The sequence below is a fragment of the Micromonospora sp. NPDC093277 genome (genome assembly GCF_044765245.1).
In the GTDB taxonomy this organism is placed as follows: domain Bacteria; phylum Actinomycetota; class Actinomycetes; order Mycobacteriales; family Micromonosporaceae; genus Micromonospora.
In genome coordinates, this window is record NZ_JBIWJO010000012.1 from 188,846 (window position 1) to 215,561 (window position 26,716).

18 protein-coding genes and 1 pseudogene are annotated in these 26,716 nt (G+C 67.7%); 11 read left to right on the forward strand and 8 right to left on the reverse strand.

Going from position 1 to position 26,716, the window contains the following annotated elements; genetic code table 11:
* The first annotated feature begins 215 nt into the window (after window positions 1-215).
* The 4 genes from ACIRG9_RS25120 (at window position 216) to ACIRG9_RS25135 (ending at window position 2,241) form a co-directional block, all read left to right on the forward strand.
* Complete coding sequence (locus ACIRG9_RS25120) at window positions 216-359, forward strand: hypothetical protein (RefSeq protein ID WP_402860550.1); 144 nt, start codon at window positions 216-218, stop codon at window positions 357-359.
* A gap of 119 nt (window positions 360-478) precedes the next feature.
* Window positions 479-1,423, forward strand: coding sequence for a hypothetical protein (locus tag ACIRG9_RS25125; RefSeq protein WP_402860553.1), 945 nt, complete (start codon window positions 479-481; stop codon window positions 1,421-1,423).
* A gap of 13 nt (window positions 1,424-1,436) precedes the next feature.
* Window positions 1,437-1,772 (forward strand): hypothetical protein, encoded by a 336-nt coding sequence (locus tag ACIRG9_RS25130; protein WP_402860556.1) that lies wholly within the window; start codon window positions 1,437-1,439, stop codon window positions 1,770-1,772.
* A complete protein-coding gene (locus tag ACIRG9_RS25135; protein WP_402860559.1) occupies window positions 1,765-2,241 on the forward strand; it encodes an HAD domain-containing protein in 477 nt (158 codons plus the stop codon). Before ACIRG9_RS25130 ends, ACIRG9_RS25135 begins: the two co-directional genes overlap by 8 nt.
* 17 nt (window positions 2,242-2,258) lie before the next feature.
* Here the strand turns inward: ACIRG9_RS25135 and ACIRG9_RS25140 are convergent, their stop codons facing one another.
* From ACIRG9_RS25140 to ACIRG9_RS25155, 4 genes are all read right to left on the reverse strand, one after another.
* Window positions 2,259-3,356, reverse strand: coding sequence for a phosphotransferase enzyme family protein (locus ACIRG9_RS25140; RefSeq protein WP_402860562.1), 1,098 nt, complete (start codon window positions 3,354-3,356; stop codon window positions 2,259-2,261).
* A gap of 448 nt (window positions 3,357-3,804) precedes the next feature.
* A complete protein-coding gene (locus ACIRG9_RS25145) occupies window positions 3,805-4,212 on the reverse strand; it encodes a cupin domain-containing protein (protein ID WP_402860565.1) in 408 nt (135 codons plus the stop codon).
* A 72-nt stretch (window positions 4,213-4,284) separates the two neighbouring features.
* A complete protein-coding gene (locus ACIRG9_RS25150) occupies window positions 4,285-5,163 on the reverse strand; it encodes a helix-turn-helix transcriptional regulator (RefSeq protein ID WP_402860567.1) in 879 nt (292 codons plus the stop codon).
* 122 nt (window positions 5,164-5,285) lie between these two features.
* Complete coding sequence (locus tag ACIRG9_RS25155) at window positions 5,286-5,453, reverse strand: hypothetical protein (RefSeq protein WP_402860569.1); 168 nt, start codon at window positions 5,451-5,453, stop codon at window positions 5,286-5,288.
* An 827-nt stretch (window positions 5,454-6,280) separates the two neighbouring features.
* Between ACIRG9_RS25155 and ACIRG9_RS25160 the strand changes: the two genes are divergently transcribed.
* The 3 genes from ACIRG9_RS25160 (at window position 6,281) to ACIRG9_RS25170 (ending at window position 9,235) form a co-directional block, all read left to right on the forward strand.
* Window positions 6,281-7,264 (forward strand): zinc-dependent alcohol dehydrogenase family protein, encoded by a 984-nt coding sequence (locus ACIRG9_RS25160; RefSeq protein ID WP_402860571.1) that lies wholly within the window; start codon window positions 6,281-6,283, stop codon window positions 7,262-7,264.
* A 98-nt stretch (window positions 7,265-7,362) separates the two neighbouring features.
* Window positions 7,363-8,628, forward strand: a complete 1,266-nt coding sequence (locus tag ACIRG9_RS25165; RefSeq protein ID WP_402860574.1) for a multidrug effflux MFS transporter — start codon at window positions 7,363-7,365, stop codon at window positions 8,626-8,628.
* Window positions 8,629-8,875: 247 nt separating this feature from the next.
* Window positions 8,876-9,235 (forward strand): cyclophilin-like fold protein, encoded by a 360-nt coding sequence (locus ACIRG9_RS25170; RefSeq protein ID WP_402860577.1) that lies wholly within the window; start codon window positions 8,876-8,878, stop codon window positions 9,233-9,235.
* A gap of 343 nt (window positions 9,236-9,578) precedes the next feature.
* On the opposite strand, the gene ACIRG9_RS25175 is transcribed toward ACIRG9_RS25170, so the two are convergent.
* The 3 genes from ACIRG9_RS25175 to ACIRG9_RS25185 all read right to left on the reverse strand — a co-directional run bounded on the left by ACIRG9_RS25175 (window position 9,579) and on the right by ACIRG9_RS25185 (window position 17,224).
* Window positions 9,579-10,739, reverse strand: a complete 1,161-nt coding sequence (locus tag ACIRG9_RS25175; RefSeq protein ID WP_402860580.1) for a ThuA domain-containing protein — start codon at window positions 10,737-10,739, stop codon at window positions 9,579-9,581.
* Between the two features lie 14 nt (window positions 10,740-10,753).
* Window positions 10,754-13,561 (reverse strand): PQQ-dependent sugar dehydrogenase, encoded by a 2,808-nt coding sequence (locus ACIRG9_RS25180; RefSeq protein WP_402860583.1) that lies wholly within the window; start codon window positions 13,559-13,561, stop codon window positions 10,754-10,756.
* A 540-nt stretch (window positions 13,562-14,101) separates the two neighbouring features.
* Window positions 14,102-17,224 carry an alpha-mannosidase gene (locus ACIRG9_RS25185; protein WP_402860586.1) on the reverse strand — a complete coding sequence of 1,041 codons (3,123 nt, stop codon included), beginning with the start codon at window positions 17,222-17,224 and terminating at the stop codon, window positions 14,102-14,104.
* A 586-nt stretch (window positions 17,225-17,810) separates the two neighbouring features.
* Here ACIRG9_RS25185 and ACIRG9_RS25190 point away from each other — a divergent pair.
* Entirely contained in the window at window positions 17,811-19,085 is a 1,275-nt protein-coding gene (locus ACIRG9_RS25190) for a hypothetical protein (protein ID WP_402860589.1), read from the forward strand.
* Window positions 19,086-19,302: 217 nt separating this feature from the next.
* Here ACIRG9_RS25190 and ACIRG9_RS25195 read toward each other — a convergent pair.
* A pseudogene (locus ACIRG9_RS25195) lies at window positions 19,303-19,595 on the reverse strand (transposase); the annotation flags it as partial.
* A 107-nt stretch (window positions 19,596-19,702) separates the two neighbouring features.
* Between ACIRG9_RS25195 and ACIRG9_RS25200 the strand changes: the two are divergent.
* The 3 genes from ACIRG9_RS25200 to ACIRG9_RS25210 all read left to right on the forward strand — a co-directional run bounded on the left by ACIRG9_RS25200 (window position 19,703) and on the right by ACIRG9_RS25210 (window position 25,480).
* Window positions 19,703-22,642 (forward strand): M20/M25/M40 family metallo-hydrolase, encoded by a 2,940-nt coding sequence (locus ACIRG9_RS25200; RefSeq protein ID WP_402860592.1) that lies wholly within the window; start codon window positions 19,703-19,705, stop codon window positions 22,640-22,642.
* 349 nt (window positions 22,643-22,991) lie between these two features.
* Window positions 22,992-24,731, forward strand: coding sequence for a CocE/NonD family hydrolase (locus tag ACIRG9_RS25205; RefSeq protein WP_402860595.1), 1,740 nt, complete (start codon window positions 22,992-22,994; stop codon window positions 24,729-24,731).
* A gap of 431 nt (window positions 24,732-25,162) precedes the next feature.
* A complete protein-coding gene (locus ACIRG9_RS25210) occupies window positions 25,163-25,480 on the forward strand; it encodes a hypothetical protein (RefSeq protein WP_402860598.1) in 318 nt (105 codons plus the stop codon).
* The last annotated feature ends 1,236 nt before the right edge of the window (window positions 25,481-26,716 follow it).

Sequence of the window (26,716 nt, forward strand, 5' to 3'; positions counted from 1 at the left end):
GCGGGTCAGACCGGTAGAAGCGCGTATTCGATCCGGGTGAGTTCGGCCGTTGTCGCCCTGGGCCCGTTACCCACAATCCGCGGGCACACCCCGCCGACGGCACCGTGCTTGACTGCCCGCATGGAGCCGGGTATCGATGTCGAAGGCACACGGCCGGCCGGGACGCTCGATCTGCCCACCGGGCAGGTCCGAGGCGCCCTGCCACCAGGCCTGCCATGGGACTGCTCGCGGACGATCGAGTCACCGTGGCAGAGCAGGCTGAGCTTGTCGCATTGGCGGCTCGAGCGGCGGTGGCGCTCGGAGAGGAGACCGGCCGGTTGCTCGCCGGCGGGCTGGCGAGCAGCCGCCCCGACCGGTGAGGTCGCTTCACGAGCGAAAGTCACAGCGATCTCGAAGTGCCCCGCCTCGTGCGCCTGGTGGTTCAGGTGTTGAGGCCGGCCCACTGTGCGATCGGTGCCTTCGGCTCTATCCTTGCGCGGTGCCGTACGCCGACCTCAGCTTCGAGCAGTGGAACGAACTGTCTGACGGGGCTGCCCGCCGGACGGCTCAGGACATCGCCGACCGACACGACCTGACTGTGGTCGGCCTGAAGAACACGGCGTACGCGGGGCGGTCGTACCGGATGGCGCTGTTCGACCGTGACGGGATGCAATTCGCTCTTGTAACCGGCGGTCGGCCGGCTCTCGGCTACGACGCGGCCCGATTCCAGCCCTCTCCGGACCAGGCCGCCAGCTACGCCGACAGCGCCAGCGAGTACGGTCTTCCACCGCTGGCCGAGTACGTCGACGCGATGACCTCGCCGGTACGCAGCGTCGAGATGCCGGCGATGCTGACCGCGGTGGAAGCGTTCGACCCGTGCGAGGTTCCACTGGCGCCGGACGACCCTCAGGTACTTGAACTGGTCGCGTCGGCCGGGGGTCGGCTCGACGGGATGAGCACATTCCATTCTGGTGGTGGGCTGGCGGTCGAGTTCGACCAGGCCGGGCAGGTGGTGCGGGCCCGAGCTACCCGGGAGGTCTCCTACGACGAGGCGATGGACGGGCTCGCGAGCATCGGCTTGCGGACGACCACTGCGGATGAGTGGGAGTGGGCGTGTGGAGCTGGTGCGACGACCCTGTTCCGGTGGGGCGATGACTGCCCCAACGACGGTTACCCGTTCGACTACGAGACCGGTACGCACAGGCAGACGAACCTGTGGGGTTTGGCGATCGGGCAGGATCCCTACGGGCATGAGGCGACCACCGAGCGGACGATCGTGTGCGGCGGCGATGGCGGCAGCACCACGTGTGGAGGCAGCGGATTCTTCCTGGGCTGGCTCACCCTCGCGACCGCCTACCGCGACAAGGAGTTCGGCCGGTGGCTCGCATCTGACGACGGGTACGCCGACGAGATCCTGACCCGGCCCGTCATAGAGCTGAGCTGAGGAGCGCCGAACATTGGACGACCGGACCAGCGAGCTCCTCGATGCTGCCGTACGGGAACAGCTTGATGCCCATGGGCGGGTCCTTCCGCCGTGGCGGGCGTATCCGCAGATAGAGCGGTTCAGCATCGGCTGGCGCATGGGTGACGGCGAGTGGCATCTGATGGTGTGGTGGCATTGGTGGGAGTCTGCGCCCATGGACGAGCGCGAGAGGATCGCCTACTTCCAGGCCGATGAGCCGCCGCGCGAGTGGCTGGACTGGGTAGCGCACCAGCTCTGGCCGGATGTGGACTTCGGCGAGGCGGGCGTACGCCGCCTCGCCGAGCACGGGATCGGCGTCGCCGGTGGCTGATCGTCCGTTGCTGTTTTTCGATGTGGACGGGACGCTTCTGCCCTTCGGTGACGCCGTAGGCCCGATAAGCGATGACGCCAACCCTCTGCTGGCAGGCCTCGACGCCGAGCACGGCCGTCGGCTTGCCGCGTTGCCTTGTGATCTCGTCTGGGCTACGACCTGGATGCACGACGCGAACGAGGTGCTCGCACCACGGCTCGGCCTACCCCAGCTGCCCGTCGTCGACTGGCCAGACAACGAGGACGACGGCGGGCGGCTGCACTGGAAAACGCGCCGCCTCGTCGAGTGGGCCGCAGGGCGCCCGTTCTCCTGGGTGGATGACGAGATTGCCGCCGCCGACCGGACGTGGGTAGCAGCGAACCACAGCGGTTCCGCACTCCTGCATCGCGTAGACCCACGTCGCGGACTCACCGACGCGGACTACCAAGCCGTCGGGCAATGGCTGAACGCGCCGGCCCCCGGGCAGTGACGAGAGGGCGTGTGGCGTTACGCGTCGCCTGATTCGTCATGCGGTTGCTCGTCGGCGGCGTGGGGATCGCGTGGGCCGGAGTCGACGTGTGGTGGATACTGCTCCGATGTTGCATCGGCGGCCGGTCGGGGTGTGGGATCGGATTCCGTTTTGCGGACGTCCGCCAGCAGTTTGGCGATCGTCGCCTCGGTGACCCAGGCGTCGCCGGTGCGGTTGGCGGCACTCACCCAGTCACCGATGTCCCAGATCGCTCGGCAGGCAGCCAGTATGGGGAGGCTGGCCACCTCGGTGTGGCTCAGCGATCGGACGTGTTGGTAGCCGGCGAGGATCGCTGTCCAGCGTTCGCGATCTTCCTCTGGTGAGTCCGGTCCGCGGTAGTAGACGGTCAGGTCGTACGCGCGTAACCCGAGCCCGCAGTGGTCGAAGTCGAAGGTGAGGAACTGTCCGTCGCCGTCGATGTTGGTGTTGCCGGGGTGTAGGTCTGCATGGATGATGCCGTATGCGTCGCCGATCGTTCGGAGCTGCTGGATCTTGCCGGTCAGTTGTTTGCCGAGCTTGCGGAGTTCGGCGAGGTCCGCTGCGGCCTGGCTCGAGTCGGCGTAGGGTGCCAGGCTGGCCAGCGGCCGTTCGACGAGGATGCGTTCGTCGAGGTGGTAGCGGTCGTGGCTGGTGAGGAACGTGTCCATCTTCAGGTGCATCCGGGCGATGCCGGAGCCGTACTCGCGCCATTGGTCGGCGGTCAGCGTGCCTTCGTGTAAGGGTGTGCCGGGCGCGTGGGTGAACAGGGCGAAGCATCGTTCGCCTTCGGGCGCTGTCAGCCGGCCGAGCCGGTCGCCGCGGGTCCGCTGGTACGGGCGGATGACGCCCAGCCCGGCCGCGGCCAGGTGCTCGAGCAGGTCGAGTTCGAAGCGGAGGTCGGATTCGGAACGGATCCAGTACTTCTCTCGGTTGTAGACCCGCAGCACGCGGCGACCACCCTCGACGTCGGTGACGAGGTAGGTGTCGTTGAAGCCGCGGTTGAGCAGGCTCACCTTGACGGGTGCTGCGATGGCGTACTCCCGTTCCACGAGTTGGGCGAGGTCCTCGACGTGGATGAGCGAGTGCGTCACGCGCATGTCGAGTGAGCCTATGAGGGGACCTGGCGGACCACAAGGAAACCAGGCCGTCGCGATGCCCCATCCTCACCAACCCAGGGTCGGGGCCCTCACCTGGCGCGGTTGTTCGTCGGTGAACGGGGGCGGAACGAGGTGGCAGCGACGGAGGGACACATTGACCCGCAGCACTCGCGTAGTCGTCGTCGAGCAGTGTTCCGTTGTGCAGTGCCCGAGCCGCGAGGCGTTGATCAGGCGACATCGGCACCCAGCATCCATGTCAATTAAACAGTCAGCACAACTACAGCTCAGTGGCCATTCTGATCATGCAGCTGGAGTTCAACTCGGACACGTTAGTTCCACACGAAGCGCGATGGTTCTTCGTGTTGCCTGATCCTCGGCCCGTTGGACGGGGATATTCGCTGTGGTGGCGAGGAAGCCAGACGGGATAGTAGAAGCTGGCTACGAGTGGTCATTGCTGGTTCGCAAGCTGGTACTGCTCGTCGGTGACTGGTACGAGCCAGGTCGTGGGGTCGCCGCCGTCGGGAAGGTTCTCGAGCATGGCGAAGTGGCTCATGAAGGTGTCGGCGGCGGCGCCATGCCAGTGCTCCTCCCCGGGCGGGCAGACGACGGTGTCGCCGGGACGCACGCGCACGACCGTTCCGTCGCGCGTTCCCACCAGCCCGACGCCGTCGGTGACGTACAGGGTCTGGCCGACGGCATGGGAGTGCCAGTTGGTGCGGGCGCCGGGAGTGAAGCGGACGAGGGCGACTACCATCCGCGAGGGCTCCTGCCCCTGGTAGATGGGGGTGACATAGACGTCGCCGATGAAGGTTTGGGCGGGGCCCTTGGCGGTCGGGTTGTCGGATCGTAGTTCCATGTGGTTCTCCTCTGTTGCGGGCTCGGGATCGGCGGCCGGGGAGGTCAGGCCACAGCAGTGCTTCCCAAACGTCTAGCGATCCGACGTCGACAGGCCGTTGTCGCTGGTGGTGGCGGCCCAGGATGCGAGAAGCGTGAGTGCGTGCGCGGTCGACGAGTCGGGTTCTGCGGCGTAGATGGTCATGGTGAGGTCCGGCTCGGCGCGCAGTTCCATGCTTTCGTACGCGAGCGCGAGGTCGCCCACGATGTGGTGGCGGAAGTGTTTGACGCCGGTGCCGTGGATGCGGACGTTGTGTGCGCCCCAGCGGCGGCGAAATTCGTCGCTGCGGGTGGACAGTTCGCCGACGAGGTCGTGCAAACCTTTGTCGTGGGGGTCTATGCCCGCGGCGGTGCGCAGGTTGGCCACGGTCATGTCGGCGAACAGATCCCAGTCCGGGTAGAAACGGCGGGCGGCGCTGTCGAGGAACGTGAACCGGGCGAAGTTCGGAACGCTTGTGGGGTCGGCGCAGACGTCGGCGTGCATGGCTCGGCCGAGCAGGTTGGCGGCGAGCAGGTCCTGTCTGTTGTTGACCACGATCGCCGGGGTGGTGATGGTGTCCAGGGTCCATTGCAGGCTCGGCCGGACGGTTCGCTGCTTCACTCGCCGGCTCGGCCGCAGCAGCGCGCTGCTGCCGTTGGCTTCCTGCGCGAGACGCATCAGGTGGGCGCGTTCGGCGTCGTCGAGCTGCAGGGCCCGGGCGATCGCGTCGAGCACGCTGGCGGAGACTCCGGCGAGCGAGCCGCGCTCGAGCTTGGAGTAGTACTCAACGCTCATGCGGGCCAGCGTGGCGACTTCGCTGCGGCGTAGCCCGGGGACGCGTCGCTGCCCGGCGGCGGGCAGCCCAGCCTGCTCCGGTGTGATCTTGGCACGGCGCGAGGTGAGGAATTCGCGCACTTCGGCTCGGTTGTTCACGCCCTCGACGGTACGACGCGCCGCGCTGAACTGGGATGTACTGCTGGTACACCCATCTTTCCGTTTCTGCCCAGGCAGTCAAAGTATTGATCAGAAGGTCGAAGGACTCTCGCCGACGCCCATCAGGACATCGACCTGCCCTGCGTACCCGGGCTGGACCGCCGGCAGTGGCAGATGCCCGCATCTCTGATCTCGATGAGCACGTCGTCGGGGCCGACGTCCCGCCGCTCGATGGTCACGGGGGCCAGCGGCTCGGACGGGCTGGGTGCTGCGTAGGCGTGCACACGCACGATGGTTGCTCCTGTTTCTTCGTGACGAGGTTCGGCCGCACGGGGACATAGTGATGGTTGGCCAGGTCGATCAGATGGAGACGCTGGCCCGGGCAGCCAAGCGGGTAGCCCAACGTCAGACACACCTTGGCGCCAATGCGGTGGTGCCGGACGGTGGGAGCTCCCCAGCGTTTGCGGAAGTCTGAGCTGTGGGTGGAGGCTCACCTACGAGGTCGTCGAGATCCTTTTCGTGGGGTCGCTGCCGGCTTCCATGCGGAGGATGGCGACGCAGATGTCGGCGGCGAGGTGCCATTCCGGGTAGAAGGGTGCGCTTTCTCGTCAAGGAAGCGCACCGGGCGATGTTGGCGAAGCGGGTGCGGGTCGGTGTGCGCGTCGGCGTAGAACGCTCGGCTCGCTCCCGCGAGCGACACGACTTCGCTGCGGGGCAGGCCCGGGACTCGCCGGTTGGGGCCGGCAGACAGGCCGGCCCGCACCGGGCTGATCTTGGCGCTGCGGGCGAGGAACTCGCGGACCTCGGTGCGGTTGTCCACGCCCCGACCGTACGTGTCGCGGCTCCTTCGAGGGATTCCCTCTCAGTACACCTTTCAGCGGAAACTCCTTGAACGAGCATTGCCGGGGTTTCCTGGATGGCGTTGAAACGCCACCGCTGGCCGCCGCGCCCGGGGTGACTGGGCATCGCGCTCGACGTGATTGCCCCCCGGATGGCGGCAATCCCACGCCCTGCATGGGGTATGCGGGAGGGGTAATCGGGCGCGTCCGGCCGGACGTCGAATTGGAAGGAATGACTTATGCGTGGTGCTGTCCTCTACGCCCCCGGGGACGTTCGGGTGGAGGAGCGCGAAGATCCCCGGATCATGCTTCCGACCGACGCGATCATTCGCCTGTCCGCGACCTGTGTCTGCGGTTCAGACCTGTGGCCGTATCGGGGTGTTGAAGCGGTCAAGGGGCCGTCCCCGATGGGCCACGAGTACGTCGGCGTCGTGCAGGAGGTCGGCAGCGAGGTCAAGAACGTCAAGCCGGGCCAGTTCGTCATCGGCTCGTTCTTCGCATCCGACAACACGTGTCCGATTTGCCGGTCCGGCTACCAGAGCTCGTGCATCCATCGCGAGCCTGTCGGCGGGCTCGGTGCCCAGGCGGAGTACCTACGCGTACCCCTGGCCGACGGCACCCTGGTCGCCACGCCGGACATTCCCTCGGACGACCTGATCCCGGGCTTCCTTGCCGCCTCCGACGTGCTCGGTACCGGCTGGTTTAGCGCCGTGGCGGCGCAGGTCGGCCCGGGCAAGACGGTCGCGGTGGTCGGCGACGGTGCGGTCGGTCTGCTCGCCGTGCTGGCGGCCAGGCAGCTCGGCGCGGAACGCATCATCGCGATGAGCCGGCACGAGCCGCGTCAGAAACTGGCGGCCGACTACGGTGCGACCCATATCGTCACCGAGCGCGGCGATGAGGGCGTCGCACGGATCAAGGACCTCACGGACGGGCTCGGGGCGCACTCAGTCATCGAGGCGGTCGGCACGCAGGAATCGATGATGCAAGCCATCCGCTCCACCCGTCCCGGCGGTCACGTCGGCTACGTCGGCGTCGCCCACGACGTCCAACTGCCCGGCGACGAGCTGTTCTTCTCCCACGTGCACCTGCACGGCGGCCCCGCTCCGGTACGCCGATTCCTGCCTGAGCTGATCGACCTGATCTGGAACCGGCAGATCGAACCCGGCAAGGTTTTCGACCTCACCCTCCCCCTTGAGCAGGCCGCCGAGGGGTACCAGGCGATGGACGAGCGTCGCGCCATCAAGGTGCTTCTCAATCCCTGACGACGCGCACCACCCCGGAGAGGGCGACCGTCTGGGTAGCGCACCGGCTGTATGAGCTGCAACGCGAAAGGAACCACCACTTCTCGAAAGGAAGGTGCGTGCGCACCACCCAACTCGCCACGCGTGAGCAGGCCGTAGGCCGCCCGCTGGCAGTCGTACTCGGCTTGCTGACAATCTTCGGGCCAATCTCCATGGATCTGTATCTGCCCGTGCTGCCCGCGCTCACCATCGAGCTGGGCTCCGCGGCCTCGGTCGCGCAGCTGACCATCACCGCCTGTCTGCTCGGCCTGGCGTTCGGTCAGGTCGTCGCCGGACCCCTGTCGGACCGGTTTGGCCGACGCCGCCCGCTGCTCATTGGCGTGATCGCCTACGTGGTCACCTCGACCTGGTGTGCGGTCAGTCCGGCCGTCGAGACCCTTGTCGCCGCGCGGTTCGTCCAGGGCCTCGCGGGCGCCGTGGGGATCGTCATCGCCCAGGCCGCCGGACGCGACCTGTACTCCGGGGGCCGACTCGTGCGCTACTACGGCCGGCTTACCGTGCTCGGCGGACTCGCGGCCATCATCGGCCCGGTCATCGGCGGGCAGTTGGCGAACCTCACCGACTGGCACGGCATCTTCCTGTTCCTCGCCGCTGTGGGCGTGGCGATCCTGATCGCCTCGATGATCATCTTCCGGGAAACCCTCCCGGCCGAGCACCGCACCGCCGGTGGGTTCGCCCACACCGGACGCGACTTCCGCCAGCTGCTGTCGGACCGGGTGTTCCTCGGCGCCGTACTCATCACGGGCATGGTCAACTCCGCCCTGTTCGCCTACCTCAGCGGCGCAACCTTCGTCCTCCAGGGGACCTACGGTCTCTCGCCGCAGGGCTACTCCGTGGCCTTCGGCCTGAACTCGCTCGGGTTCATGGTGTTCGGCTTCGTCGCCGGACGGCTATCCGAGCGGTGGTCGGAAAAGGGCATGCTGATGGTCGGGCTCGCGCTGTGCGTCGCCGGCGCCGGCGGCCTGCTCGTCACCGCTGTGCTCCAGCTGCCGCTGATCGCGATCGTCCTGTCGCTGTTCACGATGGTCGGTGGAGTTGCCGTGACCACTCCGCCAAGTACCTCACTCGCACTGGCGGACTATCCCCACATCGCCGGCACCGCATCCTCACTACTCGGCCTGGCCCGGTTCGCGTTCGGCGGCTTGACGGCGCCGCTGGTCGGGCTCGGCGGCGCCACCAACCCGGTCCCGTTCGGGCTGGTCACCGTCGTCGCCGCCGTGCTCGGGGTGATCGCCTACGCCGCACTCATGCGACGGCGGGCGACCCCGTACGCGCATCCGACTGGGGACATCCCGAAGCCCGCGGTCGCTGGAGCCATCCGCTGACCAACCCCGCGGCCCGGCCGATCGATCGAAACGGCATCGAGCCGCCGCCATGCGTAGGCCGCTCAGCTCGAACTCCTACCCACAGGTGGATTACCCGGAGGTCACCGCGATGACCAGGCGCCTCGCCAGCATCCTGGCCGCAATCTTGTTCGTGTCCCTGTCAGGCTGCACGGCCGGGCCGGACACCCCGACGTCAGCGCAGCAGTCCCCACCACCAACGACGGAAGATATGAGAGGACAGACGCAGATGGACGCGACGCAAGTGCGCTTCGTCACGGACGGTACCGAGATCGGGGTCCGGATAGCCGACAACCCCACGAGCCGAGATTTCATCTCGAAGCTACCGCTGAGGCTGCGCTTTGAGGAATTCGCCGGCAAGGAAAAGATCAGCTACCTGCCGGAGCGGCTCACCACAGACGGCTCGCCAGGCAGCGCTCCACAGAATGGCAACCTAATCTATTACGTGCCGTGGGGGAACCTCGGCTTCTTCTATAACGCCGACGGCGGCCACGACGACAACGTCATCACGATCGGCCGGGTCGAGTCCGGCGTGGAACAGCTCGACCGCCTCGAACGGGGCGAGGTCACCGTCGAGGTTGTCGAGTAGCAGGTGCCCGGAGCTTCTACGACGCCGACCGGAGTCGGTCGAGCGCGGGGCGATGACGGCACGGTCGATGCGAGGCCTGGGATTCCGACCTCGTCGGGGAGGTGCGCGTTGTTGCAGAACCGCCGACGTGGACACCACGACCTCGCCATCGACACCCCGCCCGCTCTGCGGGTCGCCGCCACGTTCACCGAACTCGCCCGTGCGATCTGACCGCAAGCCCAGCCACGGGCTCAACAAGTCCGCAATCGAATTTGTGCAACGGCGTCGGTGCGGATCGTCATGGACGAACTCCGAGCGCGGGGTGCCGGCCCGAGAGCCGTGGGGCTCCCGGGCCGGCCCGGTCTCACGTGCCGTACACCTGGAAGGTGTACAGCGAGTAGCCCCACTGGGTGCCGCGGGCCGTGCCATAGATGCGCAGGTACCGCGCCGAGGCGTTCAGACCGGTGTTGTCGTCCTCACCGCCGTTGCCGTTGGTGACGGTCCGAATCGTGGTCCAGGTGTTCCCGTCGGCCGAGGTCTGGATCTGATAGTCCTTGCCGTAGGCGGCCTCCCACACCAGCCGGACCCGGTTGACGGTGTGCGTGGCGCCGAGGTCGACCCGGATCCACTGCGGGTCCGAGAAAGCGCTCGACCATCGCGTGGTGGTGGACGCGTCCACGGCGTTCGAGGCGGGAAACGAGGCGTTCTCCACGCTGGACGCCGTCGCCGGGTGGTTCAGCGCCAGGTCCGTCTGCGGCGGGGGCGTGGTGTCGACCGCGCAGCTGCTGGTGCCCTGCGCGGCGTAGCGGACGCCGCCGAGCAGGTGTGTGCGGTAGTTCGCCTCGCCGTAGCTGTCGATGGTGTGGCCCATGCCGGTGTAGAACGACCGGCCGCCGTCATATGCCCGGCACCACGAGATGGGATGGTCGCTGCCCATCGCGCCGCCGCTGTAGGTGGATTCGTCGAGCGTGGCGAGGACGTGCACCTGCGAGCGGGGGTTGGTGCGGTAGTTGTACCACTCGTCGGTGCGGCTCCACGCGACCGGCAGGCCGACCGTTGACGGGTGGGTGGTGTCCGCGATGCGGACCGTCGCGGCCTGGATCGCCGGGTGGCTGGCGAAGTAGGCCCCGACGAGGCCGCCGTACCAGGGCCAGTCGTACTCCGTGTCGGACGCCGCGTGCACGCCGACGTAGCCGCCGCCGGCGCGGATGTAGTTCTCGAAGGCGGTCTGCTGCGCCGCGTTGAGCACGTCGCCGGTGGTGGACAGCCAGATGACCGCCTTGAACCGGGCCAGGTTCGCCGTGTTGAACTGGGCCGCGTCCTCCGTGGCCTCGACGGCGAAGTTGTTCGCCGTGCCCAGGTCGCGGATCGTCTGGATGCCGGTCGGGATGGAGTCGTGGCGGAATCCGGCGGTCTTGCTGAACACGAGCACGGTGAAGTCCGGCGCCGCGTGGGCCGGCACGGCGGTGAGGCCGAGCGCGGCGGTGACCACGGCGACGCAGAAGAAGGCCAGTCTGCGCAACATGATCGATATCTCCCTTAACCGTAGACTTCGAAGCTGAACAGCGAGTAGCCGTAGCCGGTGCCGCGGGCCGTGCCGTAGATGCGCACGTACCGCCCCGAGGCGTTCAGGCCCGTGTGGTCGTCCTCACCGCCGTTTCCGCCGGTCACCGAGCGGGCCGTCGTCCAGGTGGTGCCGTCGGCAGACGTCTGGATCTGGTACGCGGAGCCGTACGCCGCCTCCCACAGCAGGCGGACCCGGTTGACGGTGTAGGTGGCGCCCAGATCCACCTGGATCCACTGCGGGTCGGAGAACGCGCTCGACCACCGCGTCGTCGATGACGCGTCCACCGCGTTGGCGGCCGGGAAGCTGGCGTTCTCCACGCTGGACGCGGTGGCCGGTTTGTTCAGGGCAAGGTTCGTCGCCGGCGCGCCGCTGGTGGCAAAGGTAAAGCTGTCCAGGTCGAACAGCGCGCCCGTGCCGGTGCCGGCGAAGGTGACGTACAGCGAGGTGGTGCCGGTCGGCGCGCCGCTGATGGTGCCGCTCACGGTGGCGAACGTCTCCCACGACCCGGTCGGCGTGACGGCCGTCGAGCCGATGATCGTGCCGGTCGGCGAGCCGGTGCGGAACTGCAGCGTGCCGCCTGCCCCGGCCGAGGAGACCCGGGCGGTGAAGGAGGTGGCGTTGGTGAGCTTGTACGGGTCGAACTGGATCCAGTCGCCGTTGTTGATGTCGCCGACGGTCATACCGCCCTCGGCCGTGGTCTTGGTGAACTTGTTGACGCCCGAGGCGGTCTTGTAGTGCTCGGCCTGCCGGTGCTTCGGTGCCAGGATGTTCTGCGCGTGAGTGGTGAGGCCGCCCTTGTCCGTGTAGGACGCGTCGAAGATCGGGAAAGTGTTCGCCGCGTCGTCGTGCTCGCCGTCCACCGGGATCGTGATCGTGCCGGAGCAGCCGGTCTGCGAGGTGATCTGGTGGGCGTGCTGGTCGTGCCCGATCAGGTAGGCCATGGTCACCTTGGCGCAGTCGATCGTGCCATCCTCCGGGTCGGTGACCGTGACGCTCCACGGGACGCTGTCGCCGAAGGCGGCCAGTTGCCCGGACGCGGGGCTGTTGACGGTGACCGTGGGGGCGGTGTTGCCGACGCTGATCGGCACGCTGGCCGTGCCGGTGGCACCCTGCGGGTCGCGTACCGTGAGGGTGGCCGTGTAGTTGCCGTTGGCGGTGTACGTGTGCGACGGGTTGGCGGTGGTGGCGGTGGCGCCGTCGCCGAACGCCCACGAGTAGGTCAACGCCCCACCCTCCGGGTCCGACGAACCGGTCGAGGAGAACGTCACGGCCAACGGCGCAGCACCCGAGGTACGGTTGGCGCTCGCCACGGCGGTCGGCGCGCGGTTGCCGCCGGTGCCGACGTAGTCGTAGCGGTACAGCGCCGAGTTCGCGTCGCCGTTGAAGTAGCCGGTGCCGTAGTCCAGGACGTACAGCGACCCGTCCGGGCCGAACGCCATGTCCATGACCTGCTTGCCGTTCCACGGGAAGTTGTCGATCGTGCCCGGCGAGCCGTCCGCGTTGACCACGATCGGCTTGATCCAGCCACGGCCGAACTCGCCGGCGAAGAACTGCCCGTCCAGGCTGGCGGGGAACTTCGTGGTCGACGGGTTCGCGGCGTCGTACCGGTAGACCGGGCCGCCCATCGGCGACTCGGAGCCGCCACCGAAGGCCGGCGGTGAGCCGGCGTCGCCGGCGTAGCGGATCCAGGCGGGCCTGGCCGCGGGCAGCGTGGTCAGGCCCGTGTTACGGAAGGAGCTGTTCGTGGGGCCGCCGGCGCAGTTGAACTTCGGGCCGGTGGAGTTGGTCGCGAAGTCCCATTTGTTGTACGTCTCGGTGGTGGTGTTGGACCCGGTGCAGTACGGCCAGCCGTAGAAGCCCGGCCCGGTGATCCGGTCGAACTCCACCTGGCCGGACGGGCCCCGGTTGGGGTCGGTGGTGCCGGCGTCCGGCCCGTAGTCGCCGAGGTAGACGATGCCGGTGGCCTTGTCGACGCTCATCCGGAACGGGTTACGGAAGCCCATGGCGTAGATCTCGGGCCGGGTGTTGGCGGTGCCCGGCGCGAACAGGTTGCCGGCTGGGATCGAGTACGTCCCGTTGGCGTTGACCTTGATCCGCAGGACCTTGCCGCGCAGGTCGTTGGTGTTGCCGGCGGAGCGCTGCGCGTCGTAGGCGGGGTTGCGGTTGGTGCGCTCGTCGATCGGCGTGTAGCCCGACGACTCGAACGGGTTCGAGTCGTCGCCAGTGGACAGGTACAGGTTGCCGGCCGCGTCGAAGTCGATGTCGCCGCCGACGTGGCAGCACATGCCGCGGCTGGTCGGCACCTCCAGGACAGTGACCTGGCTGGCCGTGTTGACCGTGAAGTCGGCGTTGAGCGTGAACCGGGACAGACGGTTGACCCCGGTCCAGGTGGCCCAGTCGGTGGCGGTACCGCTGGCGGGCGCGTCGCCGGCGGGGGTGCTCAGCGGCGGCGCGTAGTACAGATAGATGTAGCGGTTGCCGGCGAAGTTGGGGTCCACGGCGATGCCCTGCAGCCCCTCCTCGTCGTGGGTGTAGACGGGGATGTTCGCGATCACCGACGTGTTGCCGGCGGCGTCGGTGCGGCGCAGAGTCCCGTTGCGCGCGGTGTGCAGGACCGAGCGGTCCGGCAGCACCGCCAGCGCCATGGGTTCGCCGGTCTCGGCTACGCCCTTGGCCAGCGTGACCTGCTGGAATTCCGCGGGGTTGATCGCCGCCGCGGCCGGGGTCGCCGCGGCGACCATGACAAGCCCCGGGGTGAGCAGGAGTAGGGCGGCCGCCATTGGCCGCCATCGACGAGTGGGGTGATATCGCTTCATGGGTGCCCCTTCCTGACCGAACCCGTCAGGCAAGGCGCGCGCCGCCGCGCTGCAGCCGAGGCTGCCGCGATGCCGGCCCGCGTCGTCGAGCGCACCTTCAATGTCCGTACGAATGGATCATTGGGAGAGCGCTCTCAGCCGTGGGCACATACTACGGAAGTTAGATCGATACGTCTAGATGTTTCGATCAAGGTGGCAGAACTTTCTGCGACGCCAGTCAAAAGGAGGGCGTATGCGCCGGCCGGTCGAGCCGGATCTCCCGCCCCTGCCATCGCTCCCGCAGTCAGCCGTCGTGGCTGGCCAGCACAATCGCGCAGGCGTCGGTGGCCCAGCGCAGCCTCAAGCTCGTCGTGCAGGCGTGGCTGCAGGTGGTCGGTGGGTTCGTCGAGTAACGCTCCGACGGTGACGGTGCCAGGCGCAGCCAGCGCCGTCGGGCTACCAGGATCCGCATGGCCTCGCGGGACCGCCACCGCCTGACGCGACCCTTCGTAGCCGCCTGCGAGGTCAGCGCTGCGCCGGGCGGAGCCGGAGGGTGACGATCTGGAACGGTCCCAGGGCGAGATCCACCTCGTTGCCGTCGACCGAGACCGGGGCAAGCGCGGCGATCTCGGCGTTGTCCCGTTCGAGCAGGTCACAGACCCGCACCTCGGCGAGATCGAACGATGCGGTGAGACGGGTACGGGCGCGGCCGCCGAGCGCCTCGTACAGCCGGATGATCACGTCACCGGACCGGTCGTCGGCCAGCTTCACGGCCTCCACCACGACGGCGGGGTTGGTCACCTCGATCAGCGGCGCGACCGGCCGCGCGCCCCGGTGCCGGCGGATCGGCAGGTTCGCCCGGTAGCCCTCGCGTACCGCGTCGACGATCTCCGCGCCGCAGACCAGCGCGTACCCGAATTGGTGCACGCCCTGGTCGGTGTTCGGGTCGGGGTAGCGGGGACCGCGCAGCAGGGAGAGCCGTACCGTGGTCGGCTGCGCACCCAACACATCACCAGGTGGTTGGCGGGTCACGTCGTGGCCGTAGGTGCCGTCGTTGACCAGCGCCACGCCGTACCCGGGCTCCCCGATGTGCAGCCACCGGTGCGCGCAGATCTCAAACCTCGCCGCGTCCCACGATGTGTTGGTGTGGGTCGGTCGCTGTACATGGCCGAACTGGATTTCCGAGCTGGACTGCACGGCCTGGACGTCGATCGGGAAGGCAACCTTGAGCAGGGTCTCTCGTTCGTGCCAGTCCACCTCGGTGGTGAACCGCAGCACGCGCTCGCCGGCCGAGAGCGACACGGTCTGGACGTACGCGGAGTTCCGGTCGTCGCGGGTCACCCGGACCCGGGCCTGCCGGGGATCGTCCGACTCGACCACGATCTTGGTGATCTCGGTCAGGTCGCGGCGTCGGTTGCGGTAGAAGTCTTCGATGTCCCACGCGTCGAACTTGTTGGGCGTGTCCGGGTGCAGTTGCAGGACGTTGGCCGCGGTGCCGGGCCGGAGGACGTCGCGGTCGGCGACCAGGTCGCGGATCGCGAAGACCGTCCCGTCGGGGCCGAGGCGTACCCGGAGCAGGCCGTTGTCCAGCACCGTTCCGTCTGGTCCGGACCGCACCGACACGTCCGGAGCACCGCCGTCGCGGCCTGCTGAGACCCCGAGTGCCGGTACGCCGTCCCGCTCGTGCGGCGCCGCGTTCGCGGTCAATGGCACCGATCCGGGGCCGGCCAGGGCGGTCAGTGCCGCGTCGATCGCTCGTTCCAGCCGGTCCGCCAGCTTCGCGTACGTCTGCCGAGCCTCACGATGCACCCAGGCGATCGAGCTGCCGGGCAGGATGTCGTGGAACTGCAGCAGCAGCGTCTCCTGCCAGATGGTGTCAAGTTCGGCGTACGGGTACGGATGGCCGGCCCGCAGCGCCGCGGCGGTGGACCACAACTCGGCCTCCCGCAGCAGGTGCTCGGTGCGCCGGTTGCCGCGTTTCATCGCCTGCTGGCTGGTGTACGTGCCCCGGTGGTATTCGAGGTACATCTCGCCGCTCCACACCGGGGCGTCCGGAAATTCCCGCTCCGCCTCGGCGAAGAACTCGGCGGGGGTGCGGATGGCGAGCCTGGGCGAGCCTTCGAGGTCGGCCACTCGCCGGGCCGTTTCGAGCATCTCCCTGGTCGGGCCGCCCCCGCCGTCGCCGTAGCCGAATGGCAACAGCGACACGCTGGACCGCCCGTGCTCGGCGAAGTTGCTCACCCCGTACGCCAGATCCTTGCCGGACAGCTCGGAGCTGTACGTTTCGGCGGGTGGGAAGTGGGTGAAGACCCGACTTCCGTCGATGCCTTCCCACCAGAAGGTGTGGTGCGGGAAACGGTTGGTCTGGTTCCAGGACATCTTTTGGCTGAGGAACCAGCGGAACCCGGCCAGCCGAGCGAGCTGTGGCAGCGCCGCCGAGTAGCCGAACGAGTCGGGGAGCCAGACCTCCCGCGGCTCGACGCCGAACTCGGCGGCGAAGAACCGCTTGCCCTGGGTGAACTGGCGCACCATCGCCTCGCCGCCCGGCATGTTGGTGTCCGACTCCACCCACATGCCGCCGACCGGGAGGAACTGTCCGGTGGCCACCTTCTCCGCCACGCGGCGGTACACCTTCGGGTGGTGCTCCCGCAGCCACGCGTACTGCTGCGCGGAGGAACAGGCGAAGATCAGTTCCGGGTACTCGTCGGCGAGTGCCACGACGTTGGAGAAGGTCCGGGAACACTTACGGATCGTCTCGCGTACCGGCCAGAGCCAGGCCGAGTCGATGTGCGCATGCCCGACAGCAGTGACCCGGTGGGCGCTCGGCACGGCGGGGGAGGAAAGGACCCGGGCCAGGCGGCCGCGAGCGGCGGCAGCCCCGCCAGAGACATCGGCGAGGTCGAGTTCGTCGAGCATCAGTCCAAGGGCCCGGCGGATCTCGTGGTGCCGGGGGTCCGTCTCGGCCAGTTGCAGCGCCAGCTGGTGCAGCACCTGTACGTCCAGAACGAGGGCGTGCACCTCCTCGTCCAGCACCGCGAGTTCCGCCCGGTCCAGCCGGTAGAGCGGGCAGTCGGGCACCGTCTCCGGATCACCGAGCGGGGAGACGCTGCCGTCGAACCGGGGATTGGCGGCCGCCTCGACGTACACCTCGACCCGCTCCCCACCGACGGCGGGCCGGGCGATCGGTACGTACGCCGTCCGTGGCTCGATGCCCTTGATCGGCGTGCCGTCGGCCGTGTACGCGAGGCCCTCGGAACGGAATCCCGGTCCGGCCCGCTCGAAGCCGAGATCGACGAGAAGTTCGACCCGGCCCCCGCGCATCCGCGCCGGCACCTCTCCGGTGAACCGGAACCACGTGGTGCTCCAGGCGCGCCCCCACCGCTGACCCACGGCGAAGGGCGCGTATGCCATCGCCAGCCCCTCGCCTGCCGGCACCGGCTCACCGGGCAGGTGCGCCGCCTCGACCTGTACGGGTTCGGCGTCCCGGTACAGCGCCGGGATGAGCCGTTCATTGAGAGCGCGTTCGATCCGCTCGGTCAGGCTGGACAGCGACCGGTGCATCCGGAACTCCGGGGGTGGGGAGGTGAGGCACGGGACCTCGTCGGGGTGGGATCGCAACCATATCCGCGCACCACGCTTCGTTGCCATGCCGATACGCTCAGGTGTCGCGGGCAGGCGCATGGCGTGCGCCGCGAAGCGGATCCGGTAACGCCGGGCATCGCCTGTTGTGGGGGAATCTGGCTGCTGCCGGCATCGGGCCGTGTCCCGGATCAAGATTTGGACGGAGGGCCGGGGCCGTTGCCCTCGGCGGTTCACTGCCTGGGCGGCCCGGTGCAGAAGTCCTTCGGACCCCGGTCCTCCGCGCGGTGAAGAGTATCGGCGGCTGCTGGTATCCGGGTGCCGGTTATGGTGGATTTAATCCGCCAATAAGCTCTCGATTAGCCACTGCTCATCGAGGATCGCCTGGGCCACGACGAACTGTTCCTTGGTGACCGGCGGCGGGCGGGCGATCTGGTTCGAGACGACCCGGTGCGGGCGGTGACAGCCATCCGGTCACGGCGAGGACCCCGCCAATCCCGGTAACGAGTCCTGACGGGTGAGTGCCGGTACTCGGCCGGGACTGGGTAGGCGGCGGGATGCGCAATCTCGCCCGGGTGGGCACCCTTGGTGGGTGCTCGAATTAAGGACGTCGAAGCCCGCGATTGTCGCGTTCCAGCTCGGCGCAGTTTGGGCGGTGGGGGCGGTCGCACTGCCGATGGCATGGCAGGCCCTGCTCGTTGCGCTGCTCGCCGGCGGGACGGGCCTGTTCGGCGTCATGGTCCTCGTGGGCGCGTTGGCCGTCCTGGCCTACCTGTTCGTGGTGATCACGATCACCGGCGAGGTGTCGGTTCTCGGTGCGACCGGCGGTCGTCGACTGCTGTGGGCGCTGCTCGTCGTGGGTGGGGGAACCGCCGGGTGGGCTCTGGGGTGGGCCGTCACCGACGTCGCCGGCCTCGGGGTGAGCCACAACCTGCTGTTGACGTTCCTGCTCGGAGGGGTTCCGTACGCCCTGGTGGCCGGATTGTTCCTGGCTGGCTGGAAGCTCAACACCGCCGTGCTCGGCCTGAGCGTGGTGCTGATCAGCGCCGGCGTGGTGGTGCTGCGCCACGAGTCACCGGACGAGTTCGAGGCGCGACTGGCTGCCGACAACGTGCACAGGGAGACCACCTACGCGGTCGCCATCCCCGGCTATCTGCCCACCGACGGTGGTGACTACGGCGACGGACTGGGTGGCGCGAGCTTCCATCCGGAGAACCCGGACGCGGTTCCGCCCGACCGGTACATCACGATCACCAGGTACGACCGGGCCATGCTCGGCGAACAGATGTGTGGGCAGCCGACCGCCCAGGACTCACGTCTGACGTGGGGCTCCTGCAAGGTGGAGGCGGGTGGTCTGGTCTACCGGCACAACGAGATCGAGCATGGCTACCAGGTGCCGGTCGGTCACCGGTACGTGACGGTCGTGGGGACCCCGGCGGTCGACCATGACCTGCTGCGGGCCGCAGCACTGAGTCTGCACCTGGCCACCACGGACGAACTGGGTGACAACCGGGAGCTGGCCGGGGAGTACTACACGGCGGCGGTCCCCGGATACGTCGGGCAGGCAACCGGGAGCCCACCGGGGATGCTCTACGCGCCCGTCGACCAGACCGGCAACGGGGCACAGAGCGTGTCCATCTCCCTGTATGTGACCTACGCGGCCGGCGACAGCATCTGCTTCGACACCATCGAGTGCACGCCGGACGCCGGCCTCACCTACGTCCGCCAGGAGGACACGCACGGGTACGTGATACGGCGCGATGAGGTGAATGTGCAGGTGCTGGGCGGGCTGCGGGTCGACAAGACGCTGCTGCGCCAGGCGGCTCTCAATGCCCGCCCGGCCACCGACGATGAGCTGCGGCGGGCCCTTCCGCCGCTCAAGCCGCACGGCGTCATCGACCGCCTCCGTCAATGGCTGCGCAATTTCTAACGGACTTGACCATCCTCACATCGGCCACGACCGAGTGTTTGCCCCCCTGCACCTCGGCACGGAGCGTAGCGCGGTCTGCGGCTATGAGCGGATGTCTCGTGACCGCAGCGCGGCCGCCCGCCGGGTCGGCGCCGATCGTGTGGGGGTTTGGGCGCGCGATCCGTGTTGTGCCGCCGGAGCCGGACGACGTCGCCGCGGAACAGCACGGCCGGGATCGTCGGTCCCGCGGCACGTTGATCTGCACCGGCCCGGTCGTGTTGGTCAGCACCGTCTTCGGCCGGGTGCCCTTGCGAATGTTGCCCGGCCCGACGCCGGCCTGGTCGTGTTTTTCGTAGCCGAGCCGCTCGGTCATCTCCTCGTTCAACGCGGTCTCCAGGACCGTCTTGGTCAACTGTTTGAGCAGCCCGTCCGGGCCCGTCAGCGACAGCCCTTGTTCCTTCGCGCCCGGACCAGCTTGGCGGCGGCCTTCGCCGACGCCGTCGGCTCGGGCTGCGGCCGAGCTGACGGCACGGGCCGATTCTCAGATCATCCTCAAGATATCCCGCCCCTTCGGCCGCTGGCGGCACGGCTGGCGTGTGCTGTCGCCACCGTGTCATCCCCCCTGTTCTGGAGCTTCTATGAGAGACAGACGGACGACCATCTTCTCCGTCCTGCTCGCCGCGACCCTCGCGGCGACCGTCGGGCCCACGCCCAACGCGTTCGCGACCAGCTTCGGCGAGGAGGGCTTCCAGCCGAGTGTCACCTACGACCTGTCCGTGACCGACGCCGAGCGCGACGCGATTCACGCGGAAGTCGAGGCGTTGGCCGGACGTGTCAACAGCGCGCGGGCGGGGGACGGCACCTACGACCCGCTCAGCCTGGTCGGGGCGATGCTGGACGGGTCGAGCTACGACTCCATCTCCCGAGGCGGCACGGCCGCGACGGCGTACCCCTTCCCGGTCAGCAACACCGAAGCCAACCAGAACGAGTACGACCGCAAGGTCGCCAAGCTCGCCTGGGTGGTCAAGCTGGCCACCGACCTGGGTTTCCCGGTGGTCGTCCAACGCCAGCCCGACAAGTACGTCTACGCGGAGATCGGTGACCCGGACGCCCCGGAGATGGTCATGGCGTTGAGCCACCTCGACTCCCCGACGGCGTCCGTTTCATCAGCCCAACTGGCGCGCTGGCGGGACGCCGATGGCAACCTCGGCACTCCTGGTGCGTACCACTCGCCCTATGTCCAGGACGGCTGGGTCTACGGGGCGGGCATTCAGGACGACAGCGGCCCGACGCTGGCGACGCTGCTCGCGGCCAAGGCGCTGCTTGAGGCGGGGTTGCCCCTCGACCGACGCATCCGCATCGTCATGGGAATCTACGAAGACGGCGGTCCCGGCACGCCCTCGACGACGAACACCGCCACCTTCCAGTCCATCCCGTACAACTCGAACCCGAGCTTCTACGACAACTGGGCCTACAAGAACCTCAATCGGGAGGAGATCCCGATTGCGGCCTACACCTCCGACTCGCGGTTCCCGGTCATCGTCGGCAACTCCGGATCGGTGACCCCGTCGGTGTCGATGAGCTTGTCCGCGGACAGCGCCAAGGCCTTCCGGCTGACGGCTGCCACAGCTGGCGTCACCCTGCGTGAAGGTGATCCGACGCTCAAGGACATCGCCTACGGCAGCACCACGCAGATCGCCTCGCGGGCCACTTTCACCCTCGACGTGGCGGGGGCCGGCTCCGCCGAGCGCGACCGATTCGTGTCGGCGATCACCGCTGCCGCGACCGCGAAGGGTTGGCTCCCGGCTGCTCCCCGCACCACGCCCAAGGTGCAGACCACGATCACCGGCGACTCGCTCACGCTGGAGATCAACACCGATGTGGCGATGGAGATGCCGACCCCGCAGTATGGCAAGAATGCCATCGTCTGGGGAATGTCCCTCCTCTCCAAGGGACTCGGCGCACTGGGAACCACGGCCGCCGACATGCAATTGAAGAAAGCCGCTGACGGCATCGCCGACCTGTTCTTCCGCGACGGTGTCGAAGGCGAAGCCTATATCGGCAAGTACATGGGCATCCCGGCGAGCCTGTTGCGCAACCCGAGCAACGGCACGCCGAACCTGACCTTTGCCCTCATGGGCGGCATCAATTCGGAGACCCCGACGAGCTTTTACACGGCCGCCTCCGGCAGCCTCAGCATGCCGATGTATGTGCGCAGCATGCACGTCACCGCGGATGACTCCAGCCAGGCGACGACGGCGGTCACTGCCGCCTTCCAGGCGAAGGGGTTCACCATCGGCAACCTCGGGTCGCCCGTCGGTGCCGGGTTGTACGTCACCCACGACAACCCGCTGACGGCTCTTCAGTTCGGGAGCTACCAAGCCTCGATCAACCGCAACTCGGAGGATTTTGCGGATCCATATTCCCTCCGGGACGTGGTCTATCCGCAGGGTACGACCGGGGGCACCCTGGCCAGCAGCTTCCGCAACAAGATGACCGCCTTCGGCGCGGTGATCCCGGGTAACGAGCGCTGGTGGCACACGGCCAACGAGCGGATGAAGGTCGACTCGGCAGTGCAGATGACCAAGATCATGGCCGATGGCATGCTGGAGATGGCCCGGTACTCCGGGCCCGCCGGTGCCAAGTTCATGTCGGCAAGCATCCCGGGGCTGAACTCCGACCGGGCGGACCTCGACCTGCTCGACGTCACGATCGGAACCTACCAGGACGCGTCGGCCGCTGTCGGCACGAGCCAGCTGGGCAACCAGGCCCTGCTCGGCGCCACCTCGTTCAACATCCCGATGTGGATCGGGCGCGGCAACTCCACTCCGACGGCGTCGGCCTTCGAACTGGGGCACGCCCCGGGAGGGGTGTACCTGCCCCTGACCGACACCGAGTACCTGAACTCCACGTACGTGGCGCCGATGCGCTTGGAGTTCAAGGTGGAGCGCCCCGACTACATGTCGGATGCGGCCTGGGCGAAGTTCGTGGCCGGCGGCTACGGCGACTTCCAGTTCAACATTCTCGTCGGCGACTCGGTTGTGCCGCTGGCCGTTCCTGCCGGGCAGAGTGCGGAAAAGTACTTCTCCTCGCGCATCTCGGCCAACAACCCCGACGCCATCTACCTGTCGGTCAACCTCGCGATCACCGATGCCCCGTACACCGGGGTGCAGGCCATCCTCGCGGATTCCAAGACGGACCTGTACACGGTCAATCCGACGTACCTGGCCGCAAACCCGGATCCGTTCCCCGGGCGCGGTGCCGTCGAACAACGAGGCTTCTTCCTGTTCGGTGATGGGCAGAAGAACGCGGAGTTCTCTTCGCCCGACGCGGTCTACGTGACAGTCGCCAACGCGGTCATCGATGCGAAACCGTCGGCGGTGGTGAAGAAGTTGAAGGGCAACACGAACGAGTTGACCATCACGGTGAAGCAGACTCATATCGACGGCGGCGAGTCTCCTGTGACGGCCCGGTTCACCATCGACAACAACGCTGCTGGCACTTACACCGTCGGCGATTACAAGGTGTACGTCGACACCAAGGGCAACACCCAGGTGCGGTCGATCTCCATCGTGTGACGCGGGTGAACCGGAAGTTCAGTTCAGCGCGTACGAGAGGGCGCGCGCGGTGGCAGGATGCCTCGACTCGGAGTCAGCGGCTGCCGGGGTGCGAGGCGCATTGACAACGGAGTGGAGCCATTGCCGTCGGCGGTGGTTCCACTCCGTTGTGCGCCATTCCTGTGGGTTGCTGCCAAGCACTCCGCACGAATGGAAATCCATTGCCTTCGAAGGCTGCCAAGCGGGACTCCGACACGCTAGCGTCAATGCTCGCAGGGACACTGCTATTGCTTGAGGAGTTCAGATGAGCCTACGCAGGCGGATAACAGCCGCCGCTTTGGGTGTGCTAGTCACGATCGCAACTCTGGCTGTGAGTGGTACGGCGACCGCCGCCACTCCAGCACCGGCTCAGCAGGGCATCACTCACGAGGAGAACCCCCGCGTCCCGGAGGGCGCGGTGTGGACCGAGGCATACTTCCCGTCCGCCGACGGCAGCGACGTCGAGTTGCACGCCGACGTACTCCGGCCGGCGAACCTGCCGTCCGACGCCAAGACACCGGTGATCCTCGCCGTCGGCCCCTACTTCGGCCACGCCGGCCAGACGGGACCGGAAGGCTGGACCGCAACCGGCCCGTCCAACCGTTTCGAGGACTTCACCAGCGGCACCGACCTCTTCGCCCGCGGCTACAGCTATGTCATGGTCGACCTGCGCGGCTTCGGCGGAAGCACCGGCTGCCTCGACTGGGTGGGGCCCGGCGAGCAGGCCGACGTGAAGGCCGCGATCCGGTGGGCGGCGAAGCAGCCGTGGTCGACGGGCAAGGTGGGCATGTACGGCAAGTCGTACGACGCGGTGACCGGCCTGGTCGGCAACAACCTGCGTATCGGCGCGCTGAAGGCCGTCGTCGCCCAGGAGCCGCTGTGGAACATGTACCCCTACCTCTTCAGCAACGGCGTTCCTCGGCCCAACGTGACCGGCACGCCGAACGCCTACAACGGCATCGCCACGATGGCGGCGCTGGCCGACGACACCGACCACTACAAGGCCAACGCGAACTACGAGAAGAGCCATCCCGAGTGTCTCTCCGACAACCTCGCGAACAACAACAACCCCGACCCTGACTCGCCCTACTGGAGCGCCCGGAACCTCGCCGCGCAGGCAAGGGGCACGAGCACGCCGCTGTTCATCACGCAGGGTTTCATCGAGAACAACACCAAGCCTGAGGACGTCGAGAAGTACCTCGCCAACCACAACGGTGTGGAGCGGGGCTGGATGGGGCAGTGGGAGCACGTCCGCGGCAACGAGAGGAACTCGCAGGGCCAGCTGCTACAGGGCCGCGCCGACTTCTTCGGCGAGGTCATGCGCTTCTACGACCGCTACCTGAAGATCGTCAAGCCGGAGGTCCAGGACCCCGCCTTCGATATCGAGGACAGCACCGGCGTGTGGCGTGAGCAGTCGACCTGGCCAACCCCATCGTCGTCCACCGTGGCGGCCCTGCCGGACGGGCAGTACGTCGATGACGGTCGCCCCTCGGTGCTGGCCGCGCAGACCGCGTCCGATGGCGAGCAGTGGGACATGGAGCACTACACCGATCCCGCGTCGCTGGAGATGAGGAGCCTTGCCGTGGCGCCGTTGGCCGGTGACACGCACAGCTACTTCAATTGGTCCACGCCGACCACCTCCCGGCTTCGGATCACCGCCACGCCCCGGTTCACGATGGACGCCAGCGCATCCGGCAATGTCATGGTGCGGCTGTGGGACGTGGCGCCGAATGGCACCGCCGTGATGTTCGATGAGAACGTCGCGCTGGTCAGGCAGGCGGGCCGGGTCGCGTTCGACCTGAAGTCCACCGACTGGACCTTCGAGGAGGGCCACCAGCTCGGGGTCCAGGTCGGGACGATCGGCGCCAGCGGCTGGCGCGGCACCCCGAGCGGCAACACGATCCAGGTCACCGGAGCGCGGCTGAGTCTGGCGCTGCAGGACCCACAGCTCGACGTGCCGACCCAGGGCGACCGCTCGCCGTTCCTCAACACCTATCGGAGGCAATACACCCAAACGCTCACCGGCGTCGGCGAAGGCACCTTCCCGCTCGCCCTCGGCACTCGGCACTGAGCAACCTCCAGAGAGGAGCGGTCCGCCCCCGGCCGGGCGGGCCGCTCCGCCCTGACCAGCGGGAACCCTGGTCAGGGCTTCGATCTTCTTCTGTGAGGTTTTGAACCTCCCCCCGGAAACCGCCCCCATTTACCGGGTGCGGCGACCGCCGCCAGGAACGCCCCATCGCTCGGCTGAGACCGCGGCCTCTGCGTGCCCGGTCGCCGCTGCAGAACCGTGGTCTGATGGCGCAACGCCAGGAATCCCACGTCTTTGTCCCGGTCGCTCACCGCCAGCAGGCACCGCATGGCGAACGCGGTCATCACACCCGGGTAGGCCAGTCGCAGCAGCACGGCGGACCATCATGCCGTGTGCTACCGCGACGAGGGCAGCGCCGTGCAGGCGTCGAACCGGCGCCTCGCCTCGCCCTCGCCCCAGGTGACACCTGCTACATGCCGGCCGGCCGACCTCACCAGGCCCGAAGCGCCGACGACTGGTCGCTCCACATCTCCATCACGGCCTGGCCGGTCGAGCCGGCTGCGGTCCTCGGAAATTGTTTCGAGCGCATCGTCGCCGACCTACCGGCGACCGATCTCTACCCGGCCTGGGACGGCTCGTTCGGCGACCAGTCTGACCTTGATCGCGCAGCAAAGATCGCGTCGAACGCAATCGCGGAGGCCCATCACAACTGGCGGCTGACGACGTCCGACACGCACCGGCACCACGATCGGCTCGCCGAAATTCTGGGCCTCACCGAGACATCGGCGTGATCGGGTCGTCCAACGCGGTTGCCAACTCGCACGTACGGTTCGGCGAGCGGCCTGGGGAAACGGACCCGGAGCAATCCAGGCACCGCGCCTCAGGCCGACTCAACCTCATAGCTGGCGCGCTCCGGGCGAAGCGGTCCGTGGTAGGAGCCCTTCGTATCGGAGTCCCGCGCCATTCACTGAACTCAGCAGGTCTCGATTCGCTTGGGCTCCCCGACGGTCAAAATGCAGATCCAGTCCCACTTGATGGTCAGGTTAGGCCCAGCCGTCTTGCAGGTCGAGTGGGTTCCGCCGCTGTTCACCGTGCGCACCGTTCTGGGGTAATTGCTACAGTTCCGATAGTAGGCCCACCCTGACGATGCGGTCCAGTCCATTGCCCTGACCTCCACGGTCAGACCGCAAGAAAGGGCGGCTGCCGCCGGGCTTGCCGGCACGACGGCCGCAGCCATCCCAGCGGCAAGTGCCCCAGCGACCAGTCCGGCCCGCGATTTTCTGCCCAACTTACTGCGCAAGGCGAAGTCCTCTCATCCGAATCGTCGCCCATGAATGAAAATGCATTCATCGGCGCTCACCTCGATGCGTGGCGAGCCTAGCCCTGAGGGAAGATCGGACAACAGCTGCGCCGGTATATTTCCAGAATATTGCCGGAGTTGGCCGAATCGGTGGCGTGTTCCTTGCGGCTTGTACGAGCGTCCTCGTATCGTCCCTCCGTCACCTACGGATGGTCCTTTCGGAATCCGTCGTGATGGGGATGCCGTCAGCTTGTGCTGACCATCACCTGCTTTGTTATCTGCCAGTGAGCTTCTTTCCTGACAAGGGTCTCAGATGAGTGACAGCCACCCTCCGTATGGAGGGCAGCCGGATCCGAATGCCGCTTGGGGCACGCCGCCTGGTCCTATGGCGGGTCAGCCGATTGCACCGGGATCTCCGGTCGCCGGCCCGTCGGGGTATCCGTCGCCGCAGTTTGGTGCCCCGCCACCGCCGCCTGCGGCACCGTACGGCACGCCGCCAGCGAAGTCTCCGAACAAGGGGCTTTGGCTTGGGCTGGGTATTGGTGCGGTCGTGATGGTGGTGTTGGTGGCCTGTGGTGGTGTCGTCGGCTACTCCATGCTCGGTGCCGGTGATGACGATCCGCCTCCGGCCGGCAGGGCTATTGCGTGTTCGGTTCGCGGGTCGTTGAGCTGGGGGTTCGCGGGGTGAGTGGCCTACCTGGAGGCGAATGAAGCGGGTGAGGCCATC